The organism is Leptolyngbya sp. FACHB-321 (assembly GCF_014695975.1).
In the GTDB taxonomy this organism is placed as follows: Bacteria; Cyanobacteriota; Cyanobacteriia; order Leptolyngbyales; family Leptolyngbyaceae; genus Stenomitos.
In genome coordinates this window covers 57,053-76,652 of the sequence record NZ_JACJPI010000029.1, presented here as the reverse complement: position 1 = coordinate 76,652, position 19,600 = coordinate 57,053, and the positions used below count along the sequence as shown (strand labels likewise).

Annotated in this window: 17 protein-coding genes; 4 read left to right on the top strand and 13 right to left on the bottom strand. The window is 48.8% G+C overall.

The genetic code is table 11. The features are described from left to right. Positions 1 to 11 precede the first annotated feature (11 nt). From H6F76_RS03450 to H6F76_RS03435, 4 genes are read right to left on the bottom strand one after another with little or no spacing between them, the layout of a single operon-like run. On the bottom strand, positions 12 to 869 hold the full coding sequence (locus H6F76_RS03450; protein ID WP_190505952.1) for a phage baseplate assembly protein V: 858 nt from the start codon (positions 867 to 869) through the stop codon (positions 12 to 14). 30 nt (positions 870 to 899) lie between these two features. After that, the gene (locus H6F76_RS03445; RefSeq protein WP_190505950.1) at positions 900 to 2,048 is read right to left on the bottom strand and encodes a hypothetical protein; all 1,149 of its coding nucleotides are present in this window, start codon (positions 2,046 to 2,048) and stop codon (positions 900 to 902) included. A gap of 26 nt (positions 2,049 to 2,074) precedes the next feature. Further along, positions 2,075 to 2,365 carry a hypothetical protein gene (locus tag H6F76_RS03440; RefSeq protein ID WP_190505948.1) on the bottom strand — a complete coding sequence of 97 codons (291 nt, stop codon included), beginning with the start codon at positions 2,363 to 2,365 and terminating at the stop codon, positions 2,075 to 2,077. A gap of 47 nt (positions 2,366 to 2,412) precedes the next feature. Then, positions 2,413 to 3,084 carry a hypothetical protein gene (locus H6F76_RS03435; protein ID WP_190505946.1) on the bottom strand — a complete coding sequence of 224 codons (672 nt, stop codon included), beginning with the start codon at positions 3,082 to 3,084 and terminating at the stop codon, positions 2,413 to 2,415. Positions 3,085 to 3,519: 435 nt separating this feature from the next. On the opposite strand from H6F76_RS03435, the gene H6F76_RS03430 reads away from it, so the two are divergent. After that, a complete protein-coding gene (locus tag H6F76_RS03430) occupies positions 3,520 to 3,954 on the top strand; it encodes a hypothetical protein (protein WP_190505944.1) in 435 nt (144 codons plus the stop codon). Positions 3,955 to 4,025: 71 nt separating this feature from the next. Here the strand turns inward: H6F76_RS03430 and H6F76_RS03425 are convergent, their stop codons facing one another. The 5 genes from H6F76_RS03425 to H6F76_RS03405 all read right to left on the bottom strand — a co-directional run bounded on the left by H6F76_RS03425 (position 4,026) and on the right by H6F76_RS03405 (position 11,868). After that, positions 4,026 to 4,259, bottom strand: coding sequence for a hypothetical protein (locus H6F76_RS03425; RefSeq protein WP_190505942.1), 234 nt, complete (start codon positions 4,257 to 4,259; stop codon positions 4,026 to 4,028). 477 nt (positions 4,260 to 4,736) lie between these two features. Then, the gene (locus H6F76_RS03420; RefSeq protein WP_242036500.1) at positions 4,737 to 6,608 is read right to left on the bottom strand and encodes a DUF4157 domain-containing protein; all 1,872 of its coding nucleotides are present in this window, start codon (positions 6,606 to 6,608) and stop codon (positions 4,737 to 4,739) included. 228 nt (positions 6,609 to 6,836) lie between these two features. Then, positions 6,837 to 8,834, bottom strand: a complete 1,998-nt coding sequence (locus H6F76_RS03415) for an ATP-binding protein (protein WP_190505940.1) — start codon at positions 8,832 to 8,834, stop codon at positions 6,837 to 6,839. Beyond that, positions 8,834 to 10,123 (bottom strand): DUF4255 domain-containing protein, encoded by a 1,290-nt coding sequence (locus H6F76_RS03410; protein WP_190505938.1) that lies wholly within the window; start codon positions 10,121 to 10,123, stop codon positions 8,834 to 8,836. The genes H6F76_RS03415 and H6F76_RS03410 overlap by 1 nt, the downstream gene beginning before the upstream one ends. Continuing rightward, positions 10,120 to 11,868 (bottom strand): hypothetical protein, encoded by a 1,749-nt coding sequence (locus H6F76_RS03405; protein WP_190505936.1) that lies wholly within the window; start codon positions 11,866 to 11,868, stop codon positions 10,120 to 10,122. The genes H6F76_RS03410 and H6F76_RS03405 overlap by 4 nt, the downstream gene beginning before the upstream one ends. Before the next feature lie 343 nt (positions 11,869 to 12,211). Between H6F76_RS03405 and H6F76_RS03400 the strand changes: the two genes are divergently transcribed. Together H6F76_RS03400 and H6F76_RS03395 are read left to right on the top strand one after the other, a co-directional pair. Then, positions 12,212 to 12,685 carry a hypothetical protein gene (locus tag H6F76_RS03400; protein ID WP_190505934.1) on the top strand — a complete coding sequence of 158 codons (474 nt, stop codon included), beginning with the start codon at positions 12,212 to 12,214 and terminating at the stop codon, positions 12,683 to 12,685. A gap of 481 nt (positions 12,686 to 13,166) precedes the next feature. Next, positions 13,167 to 13,337 carry a hypothetical protein gene (locus H6F76_RS03395; RefSeq protein ID WP_190505932.1) on the top strand — a complete coding sequence of 57 codons (171 nt, stop codon included), beginning with the start codon at positions 13,167 to 13,169 and terminating at the stop codon, positions 13,335 to 13,337. A 222-nt stretch (positions 13,338 to 13,559) separates the two neighbouring features. Here the strand turns inward: H6F76_RS03395 and H6F76_RS03390 are convergent, their stop codons facing one another. The 4 genes from H6F76_RS03390 to H6F76_RS03375 all read right to left on the bottom strand — a co-directional run bounded on the left by H6F76_RS03390 (position 13,560) and on the right by H6F76_RS03375 (position 16,961). After that, on the bottom strand, positions 13,560 to 13,877 hold the full coding sequence (locus tag H6F76_RS03390; protein WP_190505930.1) for a hypothetical protein: 318 nt from the start codon (positions 13,875 to 13,877) through the stop codon (positions 13,560 to 13,562). Next, the gene (locus H6F76_RS03385; protein ID WP_206754320.1) at positions 13,877 to 14,623 is read right to left on the bottom strand and encodes a phage baseplate protein; all 747 of its coding nucleotides are present in this window, start codon (positions 14,621 to 14,623) and stop codon (positions 13,877 to 13,879) included. The genes H6F76_RS03390 and H6F76_RS03385 overlap by 1 nt, the downstream gene beginning before the upstream one ends. A 122-nt stretch (positions 14,624 to 14,745) precedes the next feature. Next, on the bottom strand, positions 14,746 to 15,282 hold the full coding sequence (locus tag H6F76_RS03380) for a phage tail protein (RefSeq protein WP_190505926.1): 537 nt from the start codon (positions 15,280 to 15,282) through the stop codon (positions 14,746 to 14,748). A gap of 107 nt (positions 15,283 to 15,389) precedes the next feature. Continuing rightward, positions 15,390 to 16,961: a phage tail sheath C-terminal domain-containing protein gene (locus tag H6F76_RS03375; protein WP_190505924.1), complete on the bottom strand. Its 1,572-nt coding sequence runs from the start codon at positions 16,959 to 16,961 to the stop codon at positions 15,390 to 15,392. Positions 16,962 to 18,180: 1,219 nt separating this feature from the next. Between H6F76_RS03375 and H6F76_RS03370 the strand changes: the two genes are divergently transcribed. Then, positions 18,181 to 19,560: a hypothetical protein gene (locus tag H6F76_RS03370; protein WP_190505923.1), complete on the top strand. Its 1,380-nt coding sequence runs from the start codon at positions 18,181 to 18,183 to the stop codon at positions 19,558 to 19,560. The last annotated feature ends 40 nt before the right edge of the window (positions 19,561 to 19,600 follow it).

The window sequence follows — 19,600 nt, the reverse complement described above, 5'->3', positions numbered from 1 at the left end:
GCTCAAACCCTTTAAATCACTTCCAGAGCGCCATTATTAACATTAACCCCAACTGGCAGGAGCTTAATGTCAGAAGCAGTGTTACTGAGCTGAATTTGGGCAGGGGTGATCGTGATTTTGGGGACAGTGGCGCTGAGTTCAATGCCTGTAGAGTTTAGCTTGGCATTGGCGGGAGGATTGCTTAATTCGATGCCAGAAGCAGTCGCTAATTTAACTGTTGCCGGATTACAGATCAGGTCAATCGTATTTGCAGTGAGATTGGTTGTTACCGAAGTTTGTTTTTGTTCAATATTACTGGCGGTAATGGTGATGGTGGAATTGGCTTTATTTTTGAGTTCAATGATATCAGCTTTGATTTTAATGGTTGTTTCATCTTGATTATTGAGTTCGATACCGTCAGCGTTGAAAACCATCTTCAATTTTCGCTCGACTGTAGGATCTTCCACGACGAGTGTTAGTCCCTTATTCTCACCCAGATTACTCAAGGTCAGAGTAATGCCATAGGGTGTTCTAAACACCTGCACCTTATCAGGTTCTTCAACTCTGGCGGCTTGTGGTAGCTGATCCTCGCCCCAGAAACAACCGACCCAGATCGGATAGTCAGGATCACCGCCCTCAAACTCTACCCAGATATTAGAGCCAACAGTGGGGATAGCAAACCAGCCGAAGTCTTTGCCACCATAGGGGGTACAAGGCATTGCCCAGTTGTTGGTTCCAGACCCATAAACGCTGGGAACTTCGACCTGGATACGTCCTAAATTCAATGGATCTTTATTAAAGACGACTTTGCCACGATATTTACCGTAGAAGGGCTGGGTAATGGTGCTGGGAGGCGCTCCGTAGGGAAGTTCTCCATAATACCTGGGCATAAAATGTAAGGAAGGTAGTGGTTAATGAGGTTAAACGGTGACACTGGAGATGCGGCTGCCTAAGCCTTCGCGGGTTAGATTGAACCGCTGTTTGTAGTTTCCTTGTTGAATGTAATGTGTGACCTCATTGACGTAATAGCGACCATCGTAGGTTTGACCAACTCCTCGCAGGTCCACAACACCGCCATGTTCCAGGAAGTCACCGTAGGTGAGGGTATCAAGTTCTCCGGTAACGGTAACGGCGCTGTCGACAGTACGATCGACCATTGCCTGAGCGTAGGCGGTTGCCTGGATACCGAGACGGGCAGTCTGGCGAAATTGGGCAGTGCGGATGTGAGTTTGTGTGGTCAGGGCCGGTTCCTGGGAAAAGGGCGAGCGACGGCTACTTTCAATCGAAACGGGTTGAATCTGATTGGTTTTTCGATCTTGCACCCGTCCCTGGACTCTCATTACTGCTAAGGCATCGTACTGGAAGTTGATCGACTCCACATTGGTAAACGACCCCATCTTAAACGTCAAGGGTTTGCTGGGGGTAGCTTGGCGATTTGGCGGTCCCCAATAGGCTTGATTGCTGCCGGTGGCGGGACCTGGATTGATGTAAAACACAAAGCCATGTCGCGCTGCCAGTTCTTGAATGTACTCTCGATCGGTACCAATTTGGATAGGGGCACGATCAGTCTTCAGAGGACGATCGACCCATTGCGGAGTCGATAACTTGGGCATGATGCCGTATTTGGTATAACTACTAAGAATTTTTTGAACAATGCTCTGATCGTTCAATTCAAGATGTTCGACTGACTTCTCTTCCAGATCCATCATCACACTGACATCTTCTCCAGTAACGGTGAGAATCGATTCTCCCGGCTCCAAGCTGGGGGCAAACTCATAGTGGGTAATGATGCCGTCTAAGAGGATATGAGGTTGACTGTTCGCTATGACCGAAACAATGACGCGATTAAAAGGAGCCAGCAGTTGTTCTGTTGCTCCCCGTAGCAGTGGGTCATCCTGTGCATCTGCAGGTTCCGCCCGTCCAACTCGAAACACAATTTGAAATCCGGATCGTCCTTGATCCCGGTAACTCACCTCTAAACTATCCACTGCCTCGCTTAAGGCTGTAGACACGGGACGTGGGGTAGTAGTACCAATGAGCAGCGTGAGGTTCAGTCCTAAAGTGGGCATAGAACAGCAGATGGTGGAATAAGCGGTTAAATTTGGGGAATGGGAATGCGGAGAGTACGCTGCGGCTCAGCTGTGAGTTCGTCCGGCTTCATTGCATCATTGGCATCGCAAATATGCCAAAACAGGAGCGAATTCCCAAAAGTGCGATCGGCAATTAAATCAAGTCGATCACCATCAATCACGGTGACGGTTGCCAGCAAGGGTAGTGTCCGCCCCTGAGGTAAAAACCGTCGCTGTAGATAAGCCACTGTCCGGCCATCTGTTAGGGTGATTTGCGCTGTCTCTAATCGGGCATACCGACTTGTAGGATCAAACATGATGACCTCAACTGATATTGTCTTTACAGATGTTTCCTTTGCAGACCCTACCGTAAACGTCCTGCTACATTAACTCCGGTAATATCTTGAACGTTCGTGATGTAAGCGCGCTTTGCCAGTCTTTCCTTGCTCACTTGGTGGGCAAAAAACAGTTTGGCACGTTGTTCTTCCCAGGGCACATCACTATAATTCAAAATTTGTAAACTCATCGTCACCTCTGCCCGAATGGGATTTAGGTGATCATCGTGGTAGGATTCATCGATCGTGAATCCGGTCAGTTTGACGGGCAGTACCCGTTTGTCTCCCCATACCAATAGGGTGACTGGAGCCGCGATCGGGTTGATTTCTAGCACTCCCTGCTCAGTACGCTGATTCGCTGCTTTAATCACGTCACTTTTGGGATAGAGCAGCAGCTCTAGGGCAGAGAGCTGCGGATAAATCCCTTGTTCCAGAACTGTTTTGTCGCCTTCGTGAAGTTTGGCAATACCGTCAATTACAACTTTCAGGCTGATTTGTTCTCGGGGTGCCCCTTTAAGCAGCAAAATTTCGTTAGACGGCGCACCACGACTGGCACGCGGAACATTGGCACTGATGGTTCGGCTAAGACTTTCTGGGTTGTATTGGAAGACGATCGTCGTTTCAATTTGTTGATAATTGGGAGCCTGGAGGGTGACGATTGCCCCTTTCTTTAAAATTGTGGCATTCAGGGGGGTTGGCATAGCACAACAAAACCAGAAAGGGGCAAGCCAGCGAAGCGAGAGATAGCAAGGACGACAAAAAGAGCTAATGCCATAGCATCAGGACAGTTACAGGTACTTGCGAACAATAAAGCTGTGGATTAAAGTCCTGAGCAGAGAAATTCTATCAAATAAACAGACAATTTGTCGAACCTGAAGATTACAAGTCATTGCAGAATTCGAGTAAAGAAAGAAATATAGAGTTAATTGGATAGGCGAACATCACAATCCTGTATTAATTGATCTATCTCAAGTTAAATGTAAAAAATGTTTCTTGGTCAGGTTGTAATATTTCTATCAGGATTGGCAGATCTCGCTGAGATTAGCAGATGACAGGTTAGTGGTTTCCTGTTTAAGAGTCTTTAGTCCACTCAGTATCTTCTTACGTTTTAGCTATTCATTGTCCTGGAGGTTAGCATGAATCCGATGAAAGCCGCTGCCTGGAATTTCTGGTACACTCTCTCCAGTCCAGAGACGACCACTGTTTATCAACTCACGATCGCCAAAACCTGGCAACTGCTGAAGCAAGTAGTGCAACTCGTAGTTTTGCTAGCATTGTTTTTGGCAATGGTTGCTGTCTGGTTATGGGCGGTAAGTTTCCAAAGTGGGCGATCGTTCCGGGTGTGGCTAGAGACAGAGCAACCGACGATTCCAGAGCTGCTATCTAAAGGTCAGCAGTTAATCTGGGGAGTGTTCAAGCCAACACTAAATTGGATGCAAACTCAACTGAAAACCCAATATGGACTGGAGATTAAGCTGCCACCAATGCCGGAGTTTAAGCAACTAGAAGCTACATCAACCGTAGATAGCAGTCCGACTACCAGCAAAACTCAATCTAGTGGAAAAAGCTAAGCACTGTAATATCAAGTAATGCAAAATTAAAGGTTGTACACATTTGTTTTTCAATCTTTAATTTTGCAGTTTCAAGTCTTGACTTCTTCCAAATTGATCGCTCCAACGGCTGCATCTTTCAATTTGCCAGTGTTGGGGTCGAGATAGCCATTTTCTTTTAGTTGGTTCAAAGTTGCGGCAGGAATTTTAATGGTGACGGGATTGTGGGTCGCTAAGGGTGGATTCATGAGACTACGGATGCCGTAGGTGATGAATCCTAAAATGAAGGGGATGACAATTAACAGGGCGATCGTGTTTCCGATCATGGCAATACCTTTCTTTCTAAGACACAAGTTATAGATCAATTTCCATCAAAGGCTGTTCAGATTTAACATTGCCCGATCGCTTGAAGCCTTGACGATGATATATTCCCTGGAGTGTAGACGTGCTCAACCCCGAGAGCGGCGATTTGCAGAGATTGAGGTACGTGCGATCGCTGGGGCATAAATCAAATCCTCCAGATATAGCCAAAATCTTAACACCTGCCTTCAGCAGAATCTGATATGCTTCTGGGTGAAATTTTTGCTGGTTCTACAGGTATTCTCCGGTTTTCAAACAATGATTGGTCGTTGCACTAAGCGATGATGTTTGCCTTTGCGTTTACGATTGGAGGTGAAAAAATCAGAATTATCAGTGCAAGGAAGCAGCCATGACACGCCAACTCAACTTACAAGATTAGCGATCGCTTAGAGCATGGAATGCTGTAACACGCTGTTACGTACTACCGAGGCGAGATCGTACTGCTAGCCCTCTATCTCCAATGCTTTTAGCTTGTCTATTATTCGCTTCTTCTGACTTGTTCCAACGCCCGTCCAGCGTCCCACTGCTCCTTGTGGTGGCAGTTTTTTGTATACCTCATAATCTTCACCGAGCAACTCTTGCGTTCTATTGTTCTGTACTGTTGGTAGGGGTTTCACCTCCTTCTCTCTCGCCTGTTTTATTTTTTCTAAACTCTCTTTCTGTTTTTGCTCACGGAATTTAACCATTTCTTGTCCCCGTTTTGATTCTCCTCCCTGATAATTTTTTTTGGGTCCTTCATCAATGTTCTTCCATGTTTCAGGCTGAATGATTGCTTGCTTTGGCACGCCTTCTGCGACGACTTCCATGTTTCGATAACCGCTCATACGCACTACTTCATCCCTGGCCTTTCCTGCTCCTTTAACGTAAGAACCGCCGGAATTAAATCCATACCAGTCTAATGTGGAGTGTTTGCCTTCTGGTAGCGGAACTTTATGCCCCGTGACCTTATCAATTTCCCATTGCGCTGCAAACTTTGTGTCACCCATTTTTGCCAGATCAGTCATGATTGCACCACTATGTGGATAGTACATGACGCTTCCAGACGAACCTGTTTTCACTTTCCCATCTGTATACTTTTGCGGTGACTTGGCACCAAAACTCTCGTGTGCATTACTCAAAATGGGTCGTTTGGTTGATGTATGACTTAGAGCAAATTGATTACCTCCTCCCCCTATACTTTGTTGTAAGAATTCACGGTCTTCCCACGTTAAACTACCATTCCTCCCTGGTCCCCAAGTCGACTTTTTGCCCCACAAAGCATCATAATTGTTGATCCCTTGCGTCGTTATTCCGCTCGTTAAATCATCTTTGTGGTTTAGTTCCCGTCGTATGTACCGTGGGACAAAAGTGCCTCTGCTATCCTTTACATATTCTTTGCCCGTATCATCGCGCCTGTGGAATTTCAATTTTTTGCCGTTCCCAGCATCCTCCTCTACCTCATCTCCATAATATTTATCGCCAGAAATAAGAACTGTTTCCGCTAGTCCCGTGTCTTTTGCCAACGCCTTAATGCTTTTCTCGAACTCTTCTCTAATTTTTGCGATTTCATCGTTGTAGGTCTTATCCCTACTAATGTCTTCTCCTGATGATGTAGCCCATGCAGAGGTTTTATCTTTTTTAGCCTGTCTTTTGTTCGCCTTTAAAGTTTCGATCTTCTGTTTGATTTCTTCTCTCGTTCTTTCATCTAACGCCACTTTGGTCAAATCAATTCTGCTTTTCTTTTGAATTGGTTTCTGGCTGCTTAATTGAGTTGGGTGACTGGTAGTTGAAACCCGTAGCGGTTGCAACGCCTTGGCTCCCATGATATCGGCTTCCCGTTCAAGTCCCTGGTCATCGTTGATGCTGACATTACCGGGCAATTGCATGGTTGCCTGAGCGCGACCTTGTTTCTGCTGCACTACGTGCCATCCTTCATGGGGCAAATGTTTCTCCTGACCTGGGGCGACATGAATTTCTGTTCCTTGAGTGTAAGCTAACGCCTGTAATTGGGCTGGTTTAGAGGAATTGTAGTGAATTTGCACATCACTCATGTCCAGCCCTGAAAGCTGCTCTAATCCAGCTTTTAGGGTGTCTGGTAAGCCGACTTGGTTAGGACGCTTTGTTTCTTTTTCCGTAATCGTCTGTGCAGTACCCGCTTTGCACTGTACAGGTACTGTTGCCAAATTTGCCTGGAATCGTGATTCGTGAGGAGCGGAATTCTCGACAGACAGGCTCGCCCAATCAGCCTGTTCCTGCAGCTTCATCGGCTGCAAAAGCCCCGTTGTCTTGGGCGCTTCGCTATGGGTTACTTGCTGCGGTCCACGCTGTCGAGCCATCGGTCATCCTCCAGATTAGGTCTGTATCAATCGATCGTGCAATTGCCTGCCTCTACTCAGTCGGGTTAGGCTTCCCCTCTAACATGAAGTTTGCTGGTCGCATTGGCATGTGCTCCCTTGTCAAAATGCGATCGTTCCCCCTGTGACAGAAACAACCGCTCCAGTGCTGCCTATCGCTGCGATCGCTGGCTGCAGGGCATAGTAGGCTCTCTATGTGCGATCTCAGGCTCATAGCCGAAAGTCCTCCTCATTAATGGGACGTTCTAACTTACGATACTCCCCTCGCGCTGCCGTCAACACATGCTCCATACCCACGGCTGCCTGCTCCCGTGCCGCCAAAAACGCTGCATTAATGGCAATAGTATGAATATTGCCCCCCGTCACATTCAGCCGCGCCAACCGACGATAATCCAGCTCCGCCACAGGGGTCTGTGCTGGAAATACCTTTTCCCAAAGTTTATGTCGTTCTGCCTTACCCGGCAATGGAAACGTCACAATAAACCGCAGTCGCCGCAAGAATGCTGTATCTAGCGAACTACGCAAATTTGTCGCCAAAATCGCCAACCCCCGGTAGGCTTCGATGCGTTGCAACAGATAATTAATTTCAATATTGGCGTAGCGATCGTGCGAATCCTTCACCTCGCTGCGCTTGCCAAATAGGGCATCCGCCTCATCAAAAAACAAAATTGCTCCGCCATCTTCCGCCGCATCAAACAGCTTCCGCAGGTTCTTCTCCGTCTCGCCAATGTACTTACTTACCACTGCCGAGAGGTCAATGCGGTACAGGTGGAGGTGTAAGTCATTAGCAATCACCTCCGCCGCCATCGTCTTCCCCGTGCCGCTTTCCCCAGCGAACATAGCGTTCACCCCCAGTCCCCGATTCATTTTGTCGCGAAAACCCCAATCGTCATAGACCCGATTGCGCTGGCGTACCTGGTCACCAATCTGGTGCAGCAGGGCCATTTCCTCCTCCGGCAGCACAATGTCGTCCCAGGTAGCTTTGGCATCAATGCGCTGGGCCAAGTTGTCGAGGTGCGGGCGAGTCTTGGCAAGGCAGGTGGTCCAGAGGGGAGTGGGGGAGTGGGGGAGTAAGGGAGCAGGGGGAGTGGGGGAGGTTTCTTCTGCCCTCTGCCCTCTGCCTTTTGCCCTCTGCCCCATAGCAATGTCAAGGATGTCAGCGGTGTTGAGGCGGAACTGGCTGGCGAGTTGGGTGGCGATCGCTTCAGAATCCGGACCGAGGAGGGTTTGCCAGGTGTGGCGTTGTTCTGGAGGGGTGGGTTTGGCGACTTCAAAGGTGCGGGTGGGGCGATCGAAGGTTATGCCTTTGTCGGGGCTGTTCAAGAAGCAAATGCCATTACAGTGAGAAATCAGGTATTTTAGGGCGTTCGCCTGGGTGCTTTTGGGTTCGATATCTGTGCCGTCCAGATACAGGGCTACTGGCAGCAGCAGTGTCTCCCGATGCCATAGGCGAGCTAGAGTGGTTAGCTCATTCATTTGGGTCGGTAACGGCTCCAGGGGCAATCGATAGAGCTGTAGCCCCAGTTGGTCAGCCGTGGACTGGGCGATCAGCTGGGAGGTGGCGGTGTCCGTTCCTAAAAGTTGGATGATGGGGAAAGGACCGGGGCGCTGTTGAGATTGTTTTAGCACTCTAATGATTTCGTCTACTGTCGCCTGCTGAGAGGGCGGCAGTTCTGCCAGAGGATGATCGGGCAGGGGGTTCACCAGTGCCACCAGTCGGTCATCCAGACTATTTGTCCCCTTGAGATAATGCACCACCCGCATATCCGCCCGCAGAGGGCTCACCGTCAGGGGTGTGGTAGCGTTTTGGGTCACCTCAATCAGTTGCCAGTGGCGTAGAGTACCTTCCGCCATCACCACCGACCAATCCGGTTCGTCAAACAGCGTCAGAGCCAGGGCAAAGGTGGGGTAGGGTCGCTGGAGATTGTCCTGGGCTTTGGCGCAGAGTGAGGCAATCTGGGTATCTAGTTCCAGCGCGACGCAAAGCAAGAGGAGGGATTGCTCAAAGGGCGACAGGTCAAACCGCTGACTGAGCAGCACCAGAGCCGGAACAAACTCGCCGTCTGCCGCCACCTCCAAGCTCTCAGCGGTCAGAGTTGGGACATCCTCCTCTGAAACAATTCCCGCCTGTCGTTCCAGCACCTGCCGCACCCAGGCGATCGCACTAGCGAGATACTGTTCATTCTGGCGCTGCCATTGCTCCGTCATTAGGTTCTTCCCCCTGGCACCGTCACCTGATAGGCGGGATTAAACTGTAGCTTTCCGTCAGGGGTATGCATCACAAGATGGCTATCCACTCCATCTACTCGCAGGCGCGCCCAGTATTCTCCAGGTTGGACAGTTGTGAGGGAAAAGTTGAGACGCGTCAGTGCTTCGGTGTCATCGGGATCTCTTGACAGGGCGATCTCCTGGCTGCCAATGAGCAACGCCACCGATTGCCCAGACCGAACCGGGGGTGAACAATGCAAAGCTAAGCCATTGTTGCCAACCCTCAGGGATGAAGGGTCAATAGTAGGAGCGATCGCCAGGGGTTGAGCATTAGAAAACTGATTTGGTCCTTCCCCCTCATAGCGCAGTGCTACGGTATAAAAGCCGGACACCCAGGTAGAATCAATGTCCTGAGGGAGGTTAACGGTGATCTCATTGGCAGAAACGGGGGATGGAAGCGCAATCTCGATGGGGGTGCTCAGGTGAGCATTGCTAAACCGGACAAAAGCAGCGGTGTCTGGCTTGTCTAAATGGTGCCCCTGAAGGGTGAGCGTTTCCCCTGGAGTGATGCTTTGCTGCTGACTCTGCCGCTGGCTAGGCCAGGTTAAGCGCTCTATGGTGGAGATAGGCGGGATGAGATCCGTTTGAATAATGCTGCCCCGATCCTTATCGCCCACAGCCAAGACGGGCAGGGCTGCTTTTACAGGGACTCCGCTTTCGATTAGTACCACAGACACTTCATAGGCCGCAGAAATACGATAGGGCGATTGAAACGTTGACCACATTTTTGAAATGTCTTCCATCGAGAGAACCTGGGGTGTAATTCGTACCCGATCAACCTGGTTCTTCAGTCCACTGCTGGCTAGGAGTTCTCGCTTATCGGGGGAAAGGTTGGTGCTGCTCTGGGCTTGCTCAATATCCCGAGGATGAATTTCGGGATGGTCATGGAAGCTTTGCATGGCCATGCCCAACAGCCGTTGCCCCTCAATGTCATCGTTATTTTTGCCATAGACCGTAATCAAATAAGACAGGTTCAGGGCTAGGGGGGATCGTCCGGTTTCACCCGGTTTTACCCGGCTGGGAATGTCCTGATTACGCCAAGCGGCACTGGGTAGGGTTTGGTAGAGAAAGATGTTGATCTGATTGGTGCTCTCGCCGCTGTCTCGGGCCTTGTCAAGAGGTTTAGCAGTAACACTCTCCAGACTCACCGCTCCACTACGAGCCAGAGTCTGGGTAATCAGGTAATCCAGCATAGTGGTGACAGCGGCGATCGCTAGGGAATTACTCATCGCTGACCTCTCCTGCGGCGATTCAGGTAATTGTTTAGGGATAGAGCAGGACGGGGAGGTGCAATCACAGGCATCGGTTCGGGGAAGTTGGGAGGCTGTCTGCCTTCTATCGGAGAGCGATCGAGTTGAGGTGGAAGTGGGAGCGGCGGCGCCGAATTGGAGGACTCAGGAGCAGGCAACGGCAGCAGAGGAGAAGGGGGTAAACCCAGAACACTATTGCCCGATTGCAGGGTGGAAAGAGTTGCAGAAGCGGCAGAAACCTCTTCAAGTTCTAGAAGACTTTGCGGGGTGGTCAGTTTTGCTACATCAAGTGGCTTTAATTTAGTGTTAACAGGGTGAGCAAATGAGGCTTGTTCAGTCGCTAGAGCAGAAATTGTTGGATCAGAAATAGGGATTGAAAGCGATCGAGGGTTTATCCGCTGGTAGGGACGAATCGCTGTTTGCTCAGGCAGAGAACTGTCAAAATCTGTTTCAGTCGTATTGAGCACTTGTAATTCAGCGACAGCCAGGGAGATTGTTGGGGCTGAAGTCACAAATGATCGGCTTGCTGCAATCGTGACATTGCTGGATTGCGGTATAGATGCTGCTAATCTAGCTTCTGCATTATCCCCTTTTCTTGTATGACTTAAGGGCTTTAGGTCTCGCAATCCAGGGGGGCTTTGAGTGCTTGTTTCTTCCCTAGTTGCGGGGCTAAGGGGGCGAATCATGCTTGGATTCAGCACCACCGCACTATCACTGTGAGCAGAGTTAATATGATCAGTCGGTAATACCTGAGATGAACGATCAGGATAATCGCGGGGAACAGAATTTGATAACGCTATCGATAGATTACTCTGAGCTTGGGATGTTCTCTGGAGTAGTGGTTGAGCGCGGCGAACTCTGAATTCAGATTGAGCATCCGCTGTGGATAATGCTTCTAATGAAATGGCAGGAAAATTGTTTAAGCCTTGATCCGATGGTTGAAATTGACGACCGTCTGCCAGAGGCACAGCACCATTTGATAATTCTATTGGTGATATAGCATCTAGTGGAATAAGCGGCTTCCAGGTAATCAGCCTTTCTTTTGCAAGCGTAGGTTTGGTTGGAATATCCTTAGAACCCAGGGCTTGATCAGTAAAACCCGTCCCTATAGAGTAATTATCTTCCTGAAACTTTCTGAGTTTTTGGGTATGGTGATCGACTGGTTGATTAGAAACATCTACATTCAACAATTCTGCTGCTGATGTTTTAGTATCTGGTTGAATCAATCTCTGAATGGGACGATCGCTCCCTTGAGTTTGAGCATCAGTATCGAATCGTTCAACTGAGGATGAGCGAGTAGAGGCATTGTTTAATATCTGGAATGAGCGGTTAAACTGCCAATCGCCAGATTGATTAAAAGCATAATTATTGACTATTCCTGTTGACGATGAAATTGCTCCAAATCGAGATAAGGCTGCAAACTGTCGATCAACTGGCTGAGTTGGTTGAACTGCTGGATTAGAAATGGATGATTGACTGGTGGATTCAGCCGCAAAATTCACAAGATAATCATCAGGTGGTATATTCAGCCAACCAGTTGACGTCAAGATAGGCTCAGCAATCCTCCGATTGGGCGCTGCTGAAAACTGATTTCTGGCCGCTGCATCACCATAGTAGGCGGATTTCTGCAATGCACTGCTAGCCAGATTTAATGGTGAACTGAGGGTTGGTAAGACTTCAGAACTGAATTCAGCAATGCTTTTTGTTGTTCTCGCTTTATCCATCCCACGAATTGAATGGCCTTCAGAAGCAACATCTTCAGAAGCAACAAAACGTTGAATAACAAGACTAGGTGTTTGCGACGATTGATTGAGCGATCGTAGTAACGAACGTTCTGTTGCAAGTGATGGACTGGGAAGCCCTGCTAGCTCATCTGTTACTGGGCTTGGTTGGGTTGTCGGAGATGCCTGTTCTTTCCTAGGAGAGGAGAATTTATCGTGAGGGCTGAAGGGCTGTAATACAGAAGGGCGACGGACCCCCGTAAAGGAGCTAGCCGTGCGAGGCTGAATTACTGTACTTGAAGTGGATTCCGACGGGGTTGGGGATGATGGGATTGAGGGATCTGTAATGCTTGGAGGAGATGGGGATAAAGTTAGTGGGATGGAGGAACCTGTAATCCTCGATCGAGGAGATGGTGATGAAGTTGACAAGCTAAATGGATCAGCCATTGCCGTTATCGCTGGCAACGTTTCCAATGATAAAGATAAGTCAATCGCTGATGGTGAAGAGGATAGCGATAAGGTTGGAGTCAATGGCAAAGATGAAGTAGAAATCGTCGTTGGAACAGGTGGCGACGGAGTCTCAGGTGGCAAGACTAATAAATCAGCTATCACCAATGAAGTCGGTGATGGTGGTAATGATATAAACGGATCACTTATTGTCACTGGAGCAGACAGTGACGAGGTTGGGATGAGCGGCAGTAAAGAGTTCGTAATTGCTAGCGGGTTAGATAGAGATGAGGTTGGAGTAAGTGGTAGAAATGGCTCAGAAATTATCGTTGGAGCTGGCGACGATGAGATTGGATTAGGGGGTAAGGATTGATCGGGAATCATCGTCAGAGACGGCAGCAATGATAGTGAGATTAGCGAAAAGAATGGGCTGGTTGCTGCATTACTGACTATTTCTGTTGACGATGAAATGGCTTTCGATTGAGAAAAGGCTGCAAACTGTCGATCGGCTGGCTGAGTTGGTTGAACTACCGAATTAGAAATTGAATTGTCTTCAGACGCAACAGCTTCAGAAGCAACAAGGCGTTGAACCACAGGATCAGGTGATTGCAGCGAACGATCAAGCGAACGTGATAACGGCAGATCTGTTACTAGTAGTGGGCTAGCAATCGGTGCTAACTCCTCTGCCAATGAGCTTGGTCGGGTTGCCGAAAATGCCTTTCCTTGGTTGGGGGCGGGGAATGTATGGTGAGGGCTGAAAGGCTTTGATGCAGAAGGCTGATGTTCCCTGGTAGAGGAGCTAGCTGTGGAATGCTGAATTACTGTGCTTGCAGTAGGGTTGGGAAGGGTTGGGAATGGTGGGATTGATGGAGCTGCAAGGTGCGATCGAGCCATTGGTACCAATGGCTCAGCAGTTGTCGTTGGAACTGGCAACGATGAGATTGAATGAGGGGGCAAAGATTGCTCAGGAATTAGCGTTAGAGGCGGCAACGATAATAGTGAAATTGGCGAAAAGAATGAACTAGCTGCTGTTGCAACTAGCTCTGCTCTTGCTGTTGCCGAAACGATCAATCGACCAGAATAAGACAGATTCTTTAGGGCGATCGCAGTCTTCGCTTGAGCATTATTAATAGAGCACAACTGTTGAGGCAGTGTGGGAAGTTCCGTTGAGGATTCCAATCCAGCCAATCTTCCCAAAGGAGCCTGATTTGCCTTAGAGGATTGGGAAAAACTTTTATCAGTGGGTTCTAGTAAAGACTTTTTTTTTGCGTAGATGCTAACGCTGATCCATCAGTAGATGGAATGAACTGGCTTTCCTGTGCTGCTAGACTAGAGCCTGCAATTGGTGAACTAGATTGGTAAGTTAGAGGTGTGGTCAATGGTAGCGAGGGGGGGCTTGCGGCTGAATTTGTAGCCGTTTCTGTTGCTAGTGGTTCAGTCTGCCAAGCCCAGACCTGGTCACCAGGCATTGGTAAACCAGCCTCAAACATTGATGGAATACGCGGCTGTAATGTATCTGCCAATCCTAGAGTACGTTGTGTCAATCCCAGCAAATAGTCCGCCATTAACTCACCAAACTTAAATACAATTGTCGTCGTGTTGTACTCATTGCCAAAATATCAACCTCGCGCCAGCTATAAAACCGGGCTAAAACGTGAACTTCTTGCAACAGTCGTTTCGCCTGAGCGGTCAATTCTGTCCAAAAAAACGTTCCAATGTCAAACACTAATTTCCAGATATGCTTACAGGCAGAACAATCAAACCTGAGCAAAATTTCTGCCTGAGGGTCACATTCCGCCATCAGGCTAGATAGTTGCTGCATGATTTCCGGTGGTAGTTGAGGGTAATTTACTGCCTGTCCGTCATAGCTAGCTTGTAATAAACAACGTTGTCCTAGCAGTGATTTGGCTCGCAAGACATCCCGTTGTCCCACGATTGCGGCTAAATCCCAACTATTGGGCAGACGAAACCGCAGGTCATAGCCAGAAATATGGCACGTATATTCCTGAGTTGTTGGAGGTTGCAACTCTACCAGGCGAAAATCTGATACCTGCATGGTTGATTCCAACTTCTCGCCACAGTGAGGGCAGGTGGCAAAACTGTTAAGTTTATTGCCAAACGTTAGTTCCCGCAGATGCAGCAGATAGCCATCCCGCTGACCAATACTGAGGGTTGCGAGATTTCCTGGTGATTGCTCTGGGCAGGCAAAGGCCAGCAGAGTCAGGGCTCGATCAAGGGGGTGCTGACTCTGCCCAATTTCCCAAATTCGAACAATTTGTTGAGCCGTCAAAGGACGCATACGATTGGTCAATTAATAAGGAGCGTGGATTAAACAAAACCGCAAACTGTAGGGGCGGATTGACGGTACAAAACGGTATGCAGATTCTGGTAAACCCGCCCCACCAAATTTTTGAACTTATTTAATTCTCGTTCCTAAGGCTTAATCTCTTCCTCGGATGGTTCATTAACATCAGTGTCACGTTCCCATCCTTCATTTTGTAGTTGGATACTTTGAATTGCGATCGCGTTGCCGTTCGCATCTAATTCTGGTAATGCCTGGTATTCCGACACCCAACAGCGGTAAACCTTATAAGAGATCGCCTTTTGCCCCGCTTCATTGAAAACATCAATGATGATGTCCTGTCGGAAATTCTTTAATCCCATCTCCTTTGTTCGACTATCTGCCGCCGCCTGCCCATTGCGATAGTTCCACACGCGATTCGCCCAATCCTCAAACAAGGTGTCATGGGTAACGCCTCGCTCTAAAGTAATTGGATCATACTTGGTCTGTCCTGGTGAGTGCCGTTGGGTACTTGGATCGCCTCCTTCACGGTGGCTGACTACTTCCGTCGATCGCTTCAACCCCCCGACCTTACTAACCCCTGCGATGTATTGCCCATTCACCTTGACCCGAAATTTGAAATTCTTGTAGGGATCAAAGCGCTCTTTATTCGTTGAAAACTCTGGCATTCTTTCCTCCAAATAACCAATGACTAAGTTGCAATTGCTGCTCAATCCAATGCATAGGGTTTGCATGAGCAGAGGGAGAATCAATCCCTAAGAATCGCCAGTCGTTATCATGTCGCAATCTGTCCGGCAATTTGCTGGAACTTAAGAATCACAAACTCGGCAGGTTTCAGGGGTGCATACCCAACCACAATATTGACAATGCCCAGATTGATGTCATTTTGCGTGGTGGTTTCCTTATCACATTTAACAAAATAGGCTTCTGCTGGAGAACTGCCTTGGAAAGCACCCTGCCGGAACAGATTGTTCATAAATGCGCCAATGTTGAGACGAATCTGCGACCAAAGGGGTTCGTCATTCGGTTCAAACACCACCCATTTGCTGCCGCGATACAGACTCTCTTCTAGAAACAATGCCAGACGACGTACAGGCACATACTTCCATTCGGAAGCCAAAGCATCAGCCCCCTTTAGCGTCCTGGCACCCCAGGCAATATTGCCATAAATTGGGAAAGTGCGAAGGCAATTGACCCCGATCGGGTTGAGAATACCATTCTCTTTATCCGTCATGTTGTAAGTTAGTTGGCTCACCCCAGACAAAACAGCATCAATTCCTGCTGGAGCTTTCCACACTCCCCGTTGCACATCTGTACGCGCATAGATCCCAGCCATGATGCCAGACGGAGGAAATTCCTCCAGGCGAAATTCACGCATTGGATCAGGCAGTTTCACACGCGGAAAGTAAATAACTGCATTGGGGCTCCGCAAACCTAACTGATCAACCCCGTTCTGCACATCTGGAGAGGGTTTTCGCCAGGTGGTTGGAGGGTCTACCAGCAGCATGGCACGATGCTCTTCACAATATGCCAGCGCATTGCGAAGGAGATTTAGCCCCGCTTCATCGTCTGCTACAGCCTCATCCAACGTGCGGGGAGGAATACACAGCAAATTGAACAGATCAGCTTGATCCAAGGTATACAGACCAGTCAACTCACCAGGATCCCCCAGATAGTCAGCGTAAGTGGGAGTACCATCAATGCCACCCCGAAATTCGATCGGTGCAGCAGTTGCAGCGGGGGCGTCAGTTGGGACAGTACCAGTTACCTTAACCAGAGCAGACTGCTGCTCTAGCACCTTAAGGACATATCGAGGAGAACCCGCATCTACAGACACATTACGGAAAACTTCTAGAGCTGCAGGTGGCGGCGGCGGTTGCTGCAAGGCTTGCTGAATGGGAGAAAGTGGAACTTTCTGGCCAATCGTGAGAGTGAACAGAGACGAATCACCTGCCATTGATTCATCCACAGCCGTGACGCTTGCCACTAAGCCCTTTACTGAGTCAGTGCTCCAGGTTCCGGGATTTTTCGCCTCCAGGACCAACCCACCCGGAATCTCAGCCTTCCCTGAAGCCGCATCCTTATCTGTCACTCGAATAATGATCGCATCGCTGCCACCATTGAGAAAATACTGCTGCACCATATAGGACAGAGGGCTTTTAATCCATAATCCACCAAATTGGCGATCGTACTCAGCATAACTCTGCACCCGTACTGCTGTGTTGACAGGTCCCTGATAGGCTTGTCCAATAAAAGCAGTAATAGCAGTCGCAACCCCAGTTATGGTTCTTACACCACTGGGAATTTCCTCAATGTAAACACCAGGATAGGTGGGAGTAATAGGCATACAACTTCCTCTTAAACAAATTAAGCAAGGACAGAGCAACTTCTGTCTAACCAAACAACGCATCCCAAACCAAAGGAGGGTTGCGATCGACAAGTAGGCAGGGTTAGCAAACTTAGGTGGTTACTGGCATGGCAGAACTGCCAGTCAATCAAGTATTGCCCTGCATAAATATGCTTCTTTCTGGGCAAGAACAAAGCAAACGGAAAGCATAAGACAATAAATGGTAAACGTAGCAATCTTACATGTTCCTTTTTATAGTGAGGTGTTAGCCGGACGTCTCTAGAAACACGAATAAGCATAGCAATACAATTGACTAAGCAGCCTTCGCTTGAATGGTAATTGCTGCTGTAGACTGCGGAATTATACGCAGCACGATATTAAACTAACTGCGATTTTGATTAAGCACAAGATGACTTTACAAAAAGATGCTTATTTTTATACATTGAAGCTAAATTGGGTGAGCAAAGGAATCCAAATTGACTTAAGAAGGGTTAGTAATGTAGAAAGTCAAGTGTTGAAGGATTAAAGTGAGTCCTCCTAAATGAGTGGAGAGCCATCCCTCCTAGCGGAATTTGTCCTACTGTCCTCACGTAAAAAAGTCATTGACTCCGGTCACGCTGGTAATAAGTAATGAATCTGTCTTGTATCAACCACCTTCTCCGATTGGCAACAATTGCCTTTGGCGGTCGAGAACTAGCGAAATCGTCTCTCGACCCAGTGTGTCAATCTTGCTGGTCATCTGATTAAACACCGGCTCATATGAAGCGATGTGGACCAAACTGGCTATTCAGACCAATCGCAGCATTGCCATTGTAAGCGGTGCCCAAAGCTGGATTGCTGTCACTATCTAATTGCCTAACGTCACTGCTTGAGGGCTAATGCCGATTCTAGAGTTAATACCAGCGTCAAAGGTGCCATCATCATTGCCCAAGAACACCGTCACATGATCATTCTCCTAGCCCAAGCCACTGAGCAAGTTCAGCTTACCGTCGACATTTAAGTCTCGGTGGTGCTATTTGCAGTAGGGATAGTACGGGTGACAACGCAGCCACTGTCGTTACTTTCCCTTGCCATCATCGGTTCCAGTAGTGGCTCAACGTCCGTTCGCTGCCTACATAGCCTTGTTGTCGTAGTTCTTTGAATCCACTCCCACGCGTGCTCTCGCCTTCCTCCTTCCCTCTCCAGTGGCACTAAGGGCAACTTTTTGACCTTAGACACCATGACAACGAGAGCAACTGACAAAAAGACCGACCCTAAAGCAGCAGAGAACAAAACTAAAGCAAAAAGAACTACGTCGGCCAAGCAGACAGCCGCAGCCACTCCCGTAATTGAGCAAGCTGCAAACACAGATGAACCGTTACACCTTGAGCGGGTACTGGCAACAGTTCAGCAAGCCGCCTTTACTAAAGCGATCGACACTACAATCGGAGTCATACCCTTAAAACAAGGTCACGCGGCACTCCTAGACCGCATAAGATTAACGACAGACCAAGCAGCTCAGACTCTAACCCTGACCGGGTTTAACCTGGTATTAGGTCTTGAGGTGTCCATACCCGCTAATGTCGAAGGCTCTGGGGACTGGACGGTTAACGCCAGCAAGCTCCAGAAGCTGATGCAAAACTTCCCCACTGGGGCAGTAACAATTGGGTGGGCACCTAGTGAAACCATGTCGGTCGTGAGCCGTACGGCAGGACCGTTCGATGTCGCTACGCGTCTGGCAGATGATTGTCCCACGATTCCAGTCCCAGGCTCCCCACAGAGTTTCGTACTGAAGAACCTCCGTTGGGGTCTAGGGTGCGCCCTTACATGCGCGGGCGCAGAGGACTTCCGCTGTGTACATATGAACTTTTGGGCTCCCCCTAAGACCAAAGTAAAAGCAGACGCAGCTAAACCAACAGCCGGTGTTACGCTGACCGCCACGAAGCAGTCAGCAGTCCTAGCGTATTACTTCGACACAGCCGAAGGGACTGACCTGGATCTACCAGACCGTGGCGTGGCGGTGGCTGGCGAGTCGCTTCAAAAGCTGATGGCTTTGTTGAACGAGCACCCCTGCCGGGTAGAGCTAGATAGCGTCAGCTCCGAAGATGTCGTTGTACGGTTTGTCATAACGCATGGCTCTGCAAATACACAAGGCAAAACTGTGGCGCAGAGTAATGAAACACCGCCGACTCTGACACAAGAAGCAACTCAAACAGTCTTTACCTGTCGTACGGACAAGGCTGAAAGCGTGAACGGCAATGAGTTTATGCCACCGACGTTACCCGTCGAGATTAGTTTTGACCGGGATCAAATGGTCAAGGCGTTATGCCGTCAAGCGGTGTTCACTGACAAACAGGCAGCGGTAACCCTCGACATTGGGGGCAGTGAAGTGACCTTAACGTCTGCTGGTGCAGGCATTGGCAATGGCACAGACACCCTTAGTGCCCAAGTCAAAGGAGGACCAATGGCAATCAAGTTTGACCCTGAGCTGTTGTTGGAATGTCTCAAACAACTGCTTTCCAGTCAGGCAAGGCTCAGCATGAGCGCCGCTACCGAAGCGGCTTACGTACGCGACTCGGAGCGCGACGACTTATTTTTCGTGCTCATGCCCGCAGCGTAGCGCCTAGCGGTTGTTGTGTGGCAGGAAGCCTCCCTTGTTC

Coding starts and splice junctions, on each gene's coding strand:
- H6F76_RS03450 (WP_190505952.1), bottom strand. CDS start 869: ATGCCCAGGTATTATGGAGAACTTCCCTACGGAGCGCCTCCCAGCACC.
- H6F76_RS03445 (WP_190505950.1), bottom strand. CDS start 2,048: ATGCCCACTTTAGGACTGAACCTCACGCTGCTCATTGGTACTACTACC.
- H6F76_RS03440 (WP_190505948.1), bottom strand. CDS start 2,365: ATGTTTGATCCTACAAGTCGGTATGCCCGATTAGAGACAGCGCAAATC.
- H6F76_RS03435 (WP_190505946.1), bottom strand. CDS start 3,084: ATGCCAACCCCCCTGAATGCCACAATTTTAAAGAAAGGGGCAATCGTC.
- H6F76_RS03430 (WP_190505944.1), top strand. CDS start 3,520: ATGAATCCGATGAAAGCCGCTGCCTGGAATTTCTGGTACACTCTCTCC.
- H6F76_RS03425 (WP_190505942.1), bottom strand. CDS start 4,259: ATGATCGGAAACACGATCGCCCTGTTAATTGTCATCCCCTTCATTTTA.
- H6F76_RS03420 (WP_242036500.1), bottom strand. CDS start 6,608: ATGGCTCGACAGCGTGGACCGCAGCAAGTAACCCATAGCGAAGCGCCC.
- H6F76_RS03415 (WP_190505940.1), bottom strand. CDS start 8,834: ATGACGGAGCAATGGCAGCGCCAGAATGAACAGTATCTCGCTAGTGCG.
- H6F76_RS03410 (WP_190505938.1), bottom strand. CDS start 10,123: ATGAGTAATTCCCTAGCGATCGCCGCTGTCACCACTATGCTGGATTAC.
- H6F76_RS03405 (WP_190505936.1), bottom strand. CDS start 11,868: ATGGATAAAGCGAGAACAACAAAAAGCATTGCTGAATTCAGTTCTGAA.
- H6F76_RS03400 (WP_190505934.1), top strand. CDS start 12,212: ATGCTTGGAGGAGATGGGGATAAAGTTAGTGGGATGGAGGAACCTGTA.
- H6F76_RS03395 (WP_190505932.1), top strand. CDS start 13,167: ATGGTGGGATTGATGGAGCTGCAAGGTGCGATCGAGCCATTGGTACCA.
- H6F76_RS03390 (WP_190505930.1), bottom strand. CDS start 13,877: ATGGCGGACTATTTGCTGGGATTGACACAACGTACTCTAGGATTGGCA.
- H6F76_RS03380 (WP_190505926.1), bottom strand. CDS start 15,282: ATGCCAGAGTTTTCAACGAATAAAGAGCGCTTTGATCCCTACAAGAAT.
- H6F76_RS03375 (WP_190505924.1), bottom strand. CDS start 16,961: ATGCCTATTACTCCCACCTATCCTGGTGTTTACATTGAGGAAATTCCC.
- H6F76_RS03370 (WP_190505923.1), top strand. CDS start 18,181: ATGACAACGAGAGCAACTGACAAAAAGACCGACCCTAAAGCAGCAGAG.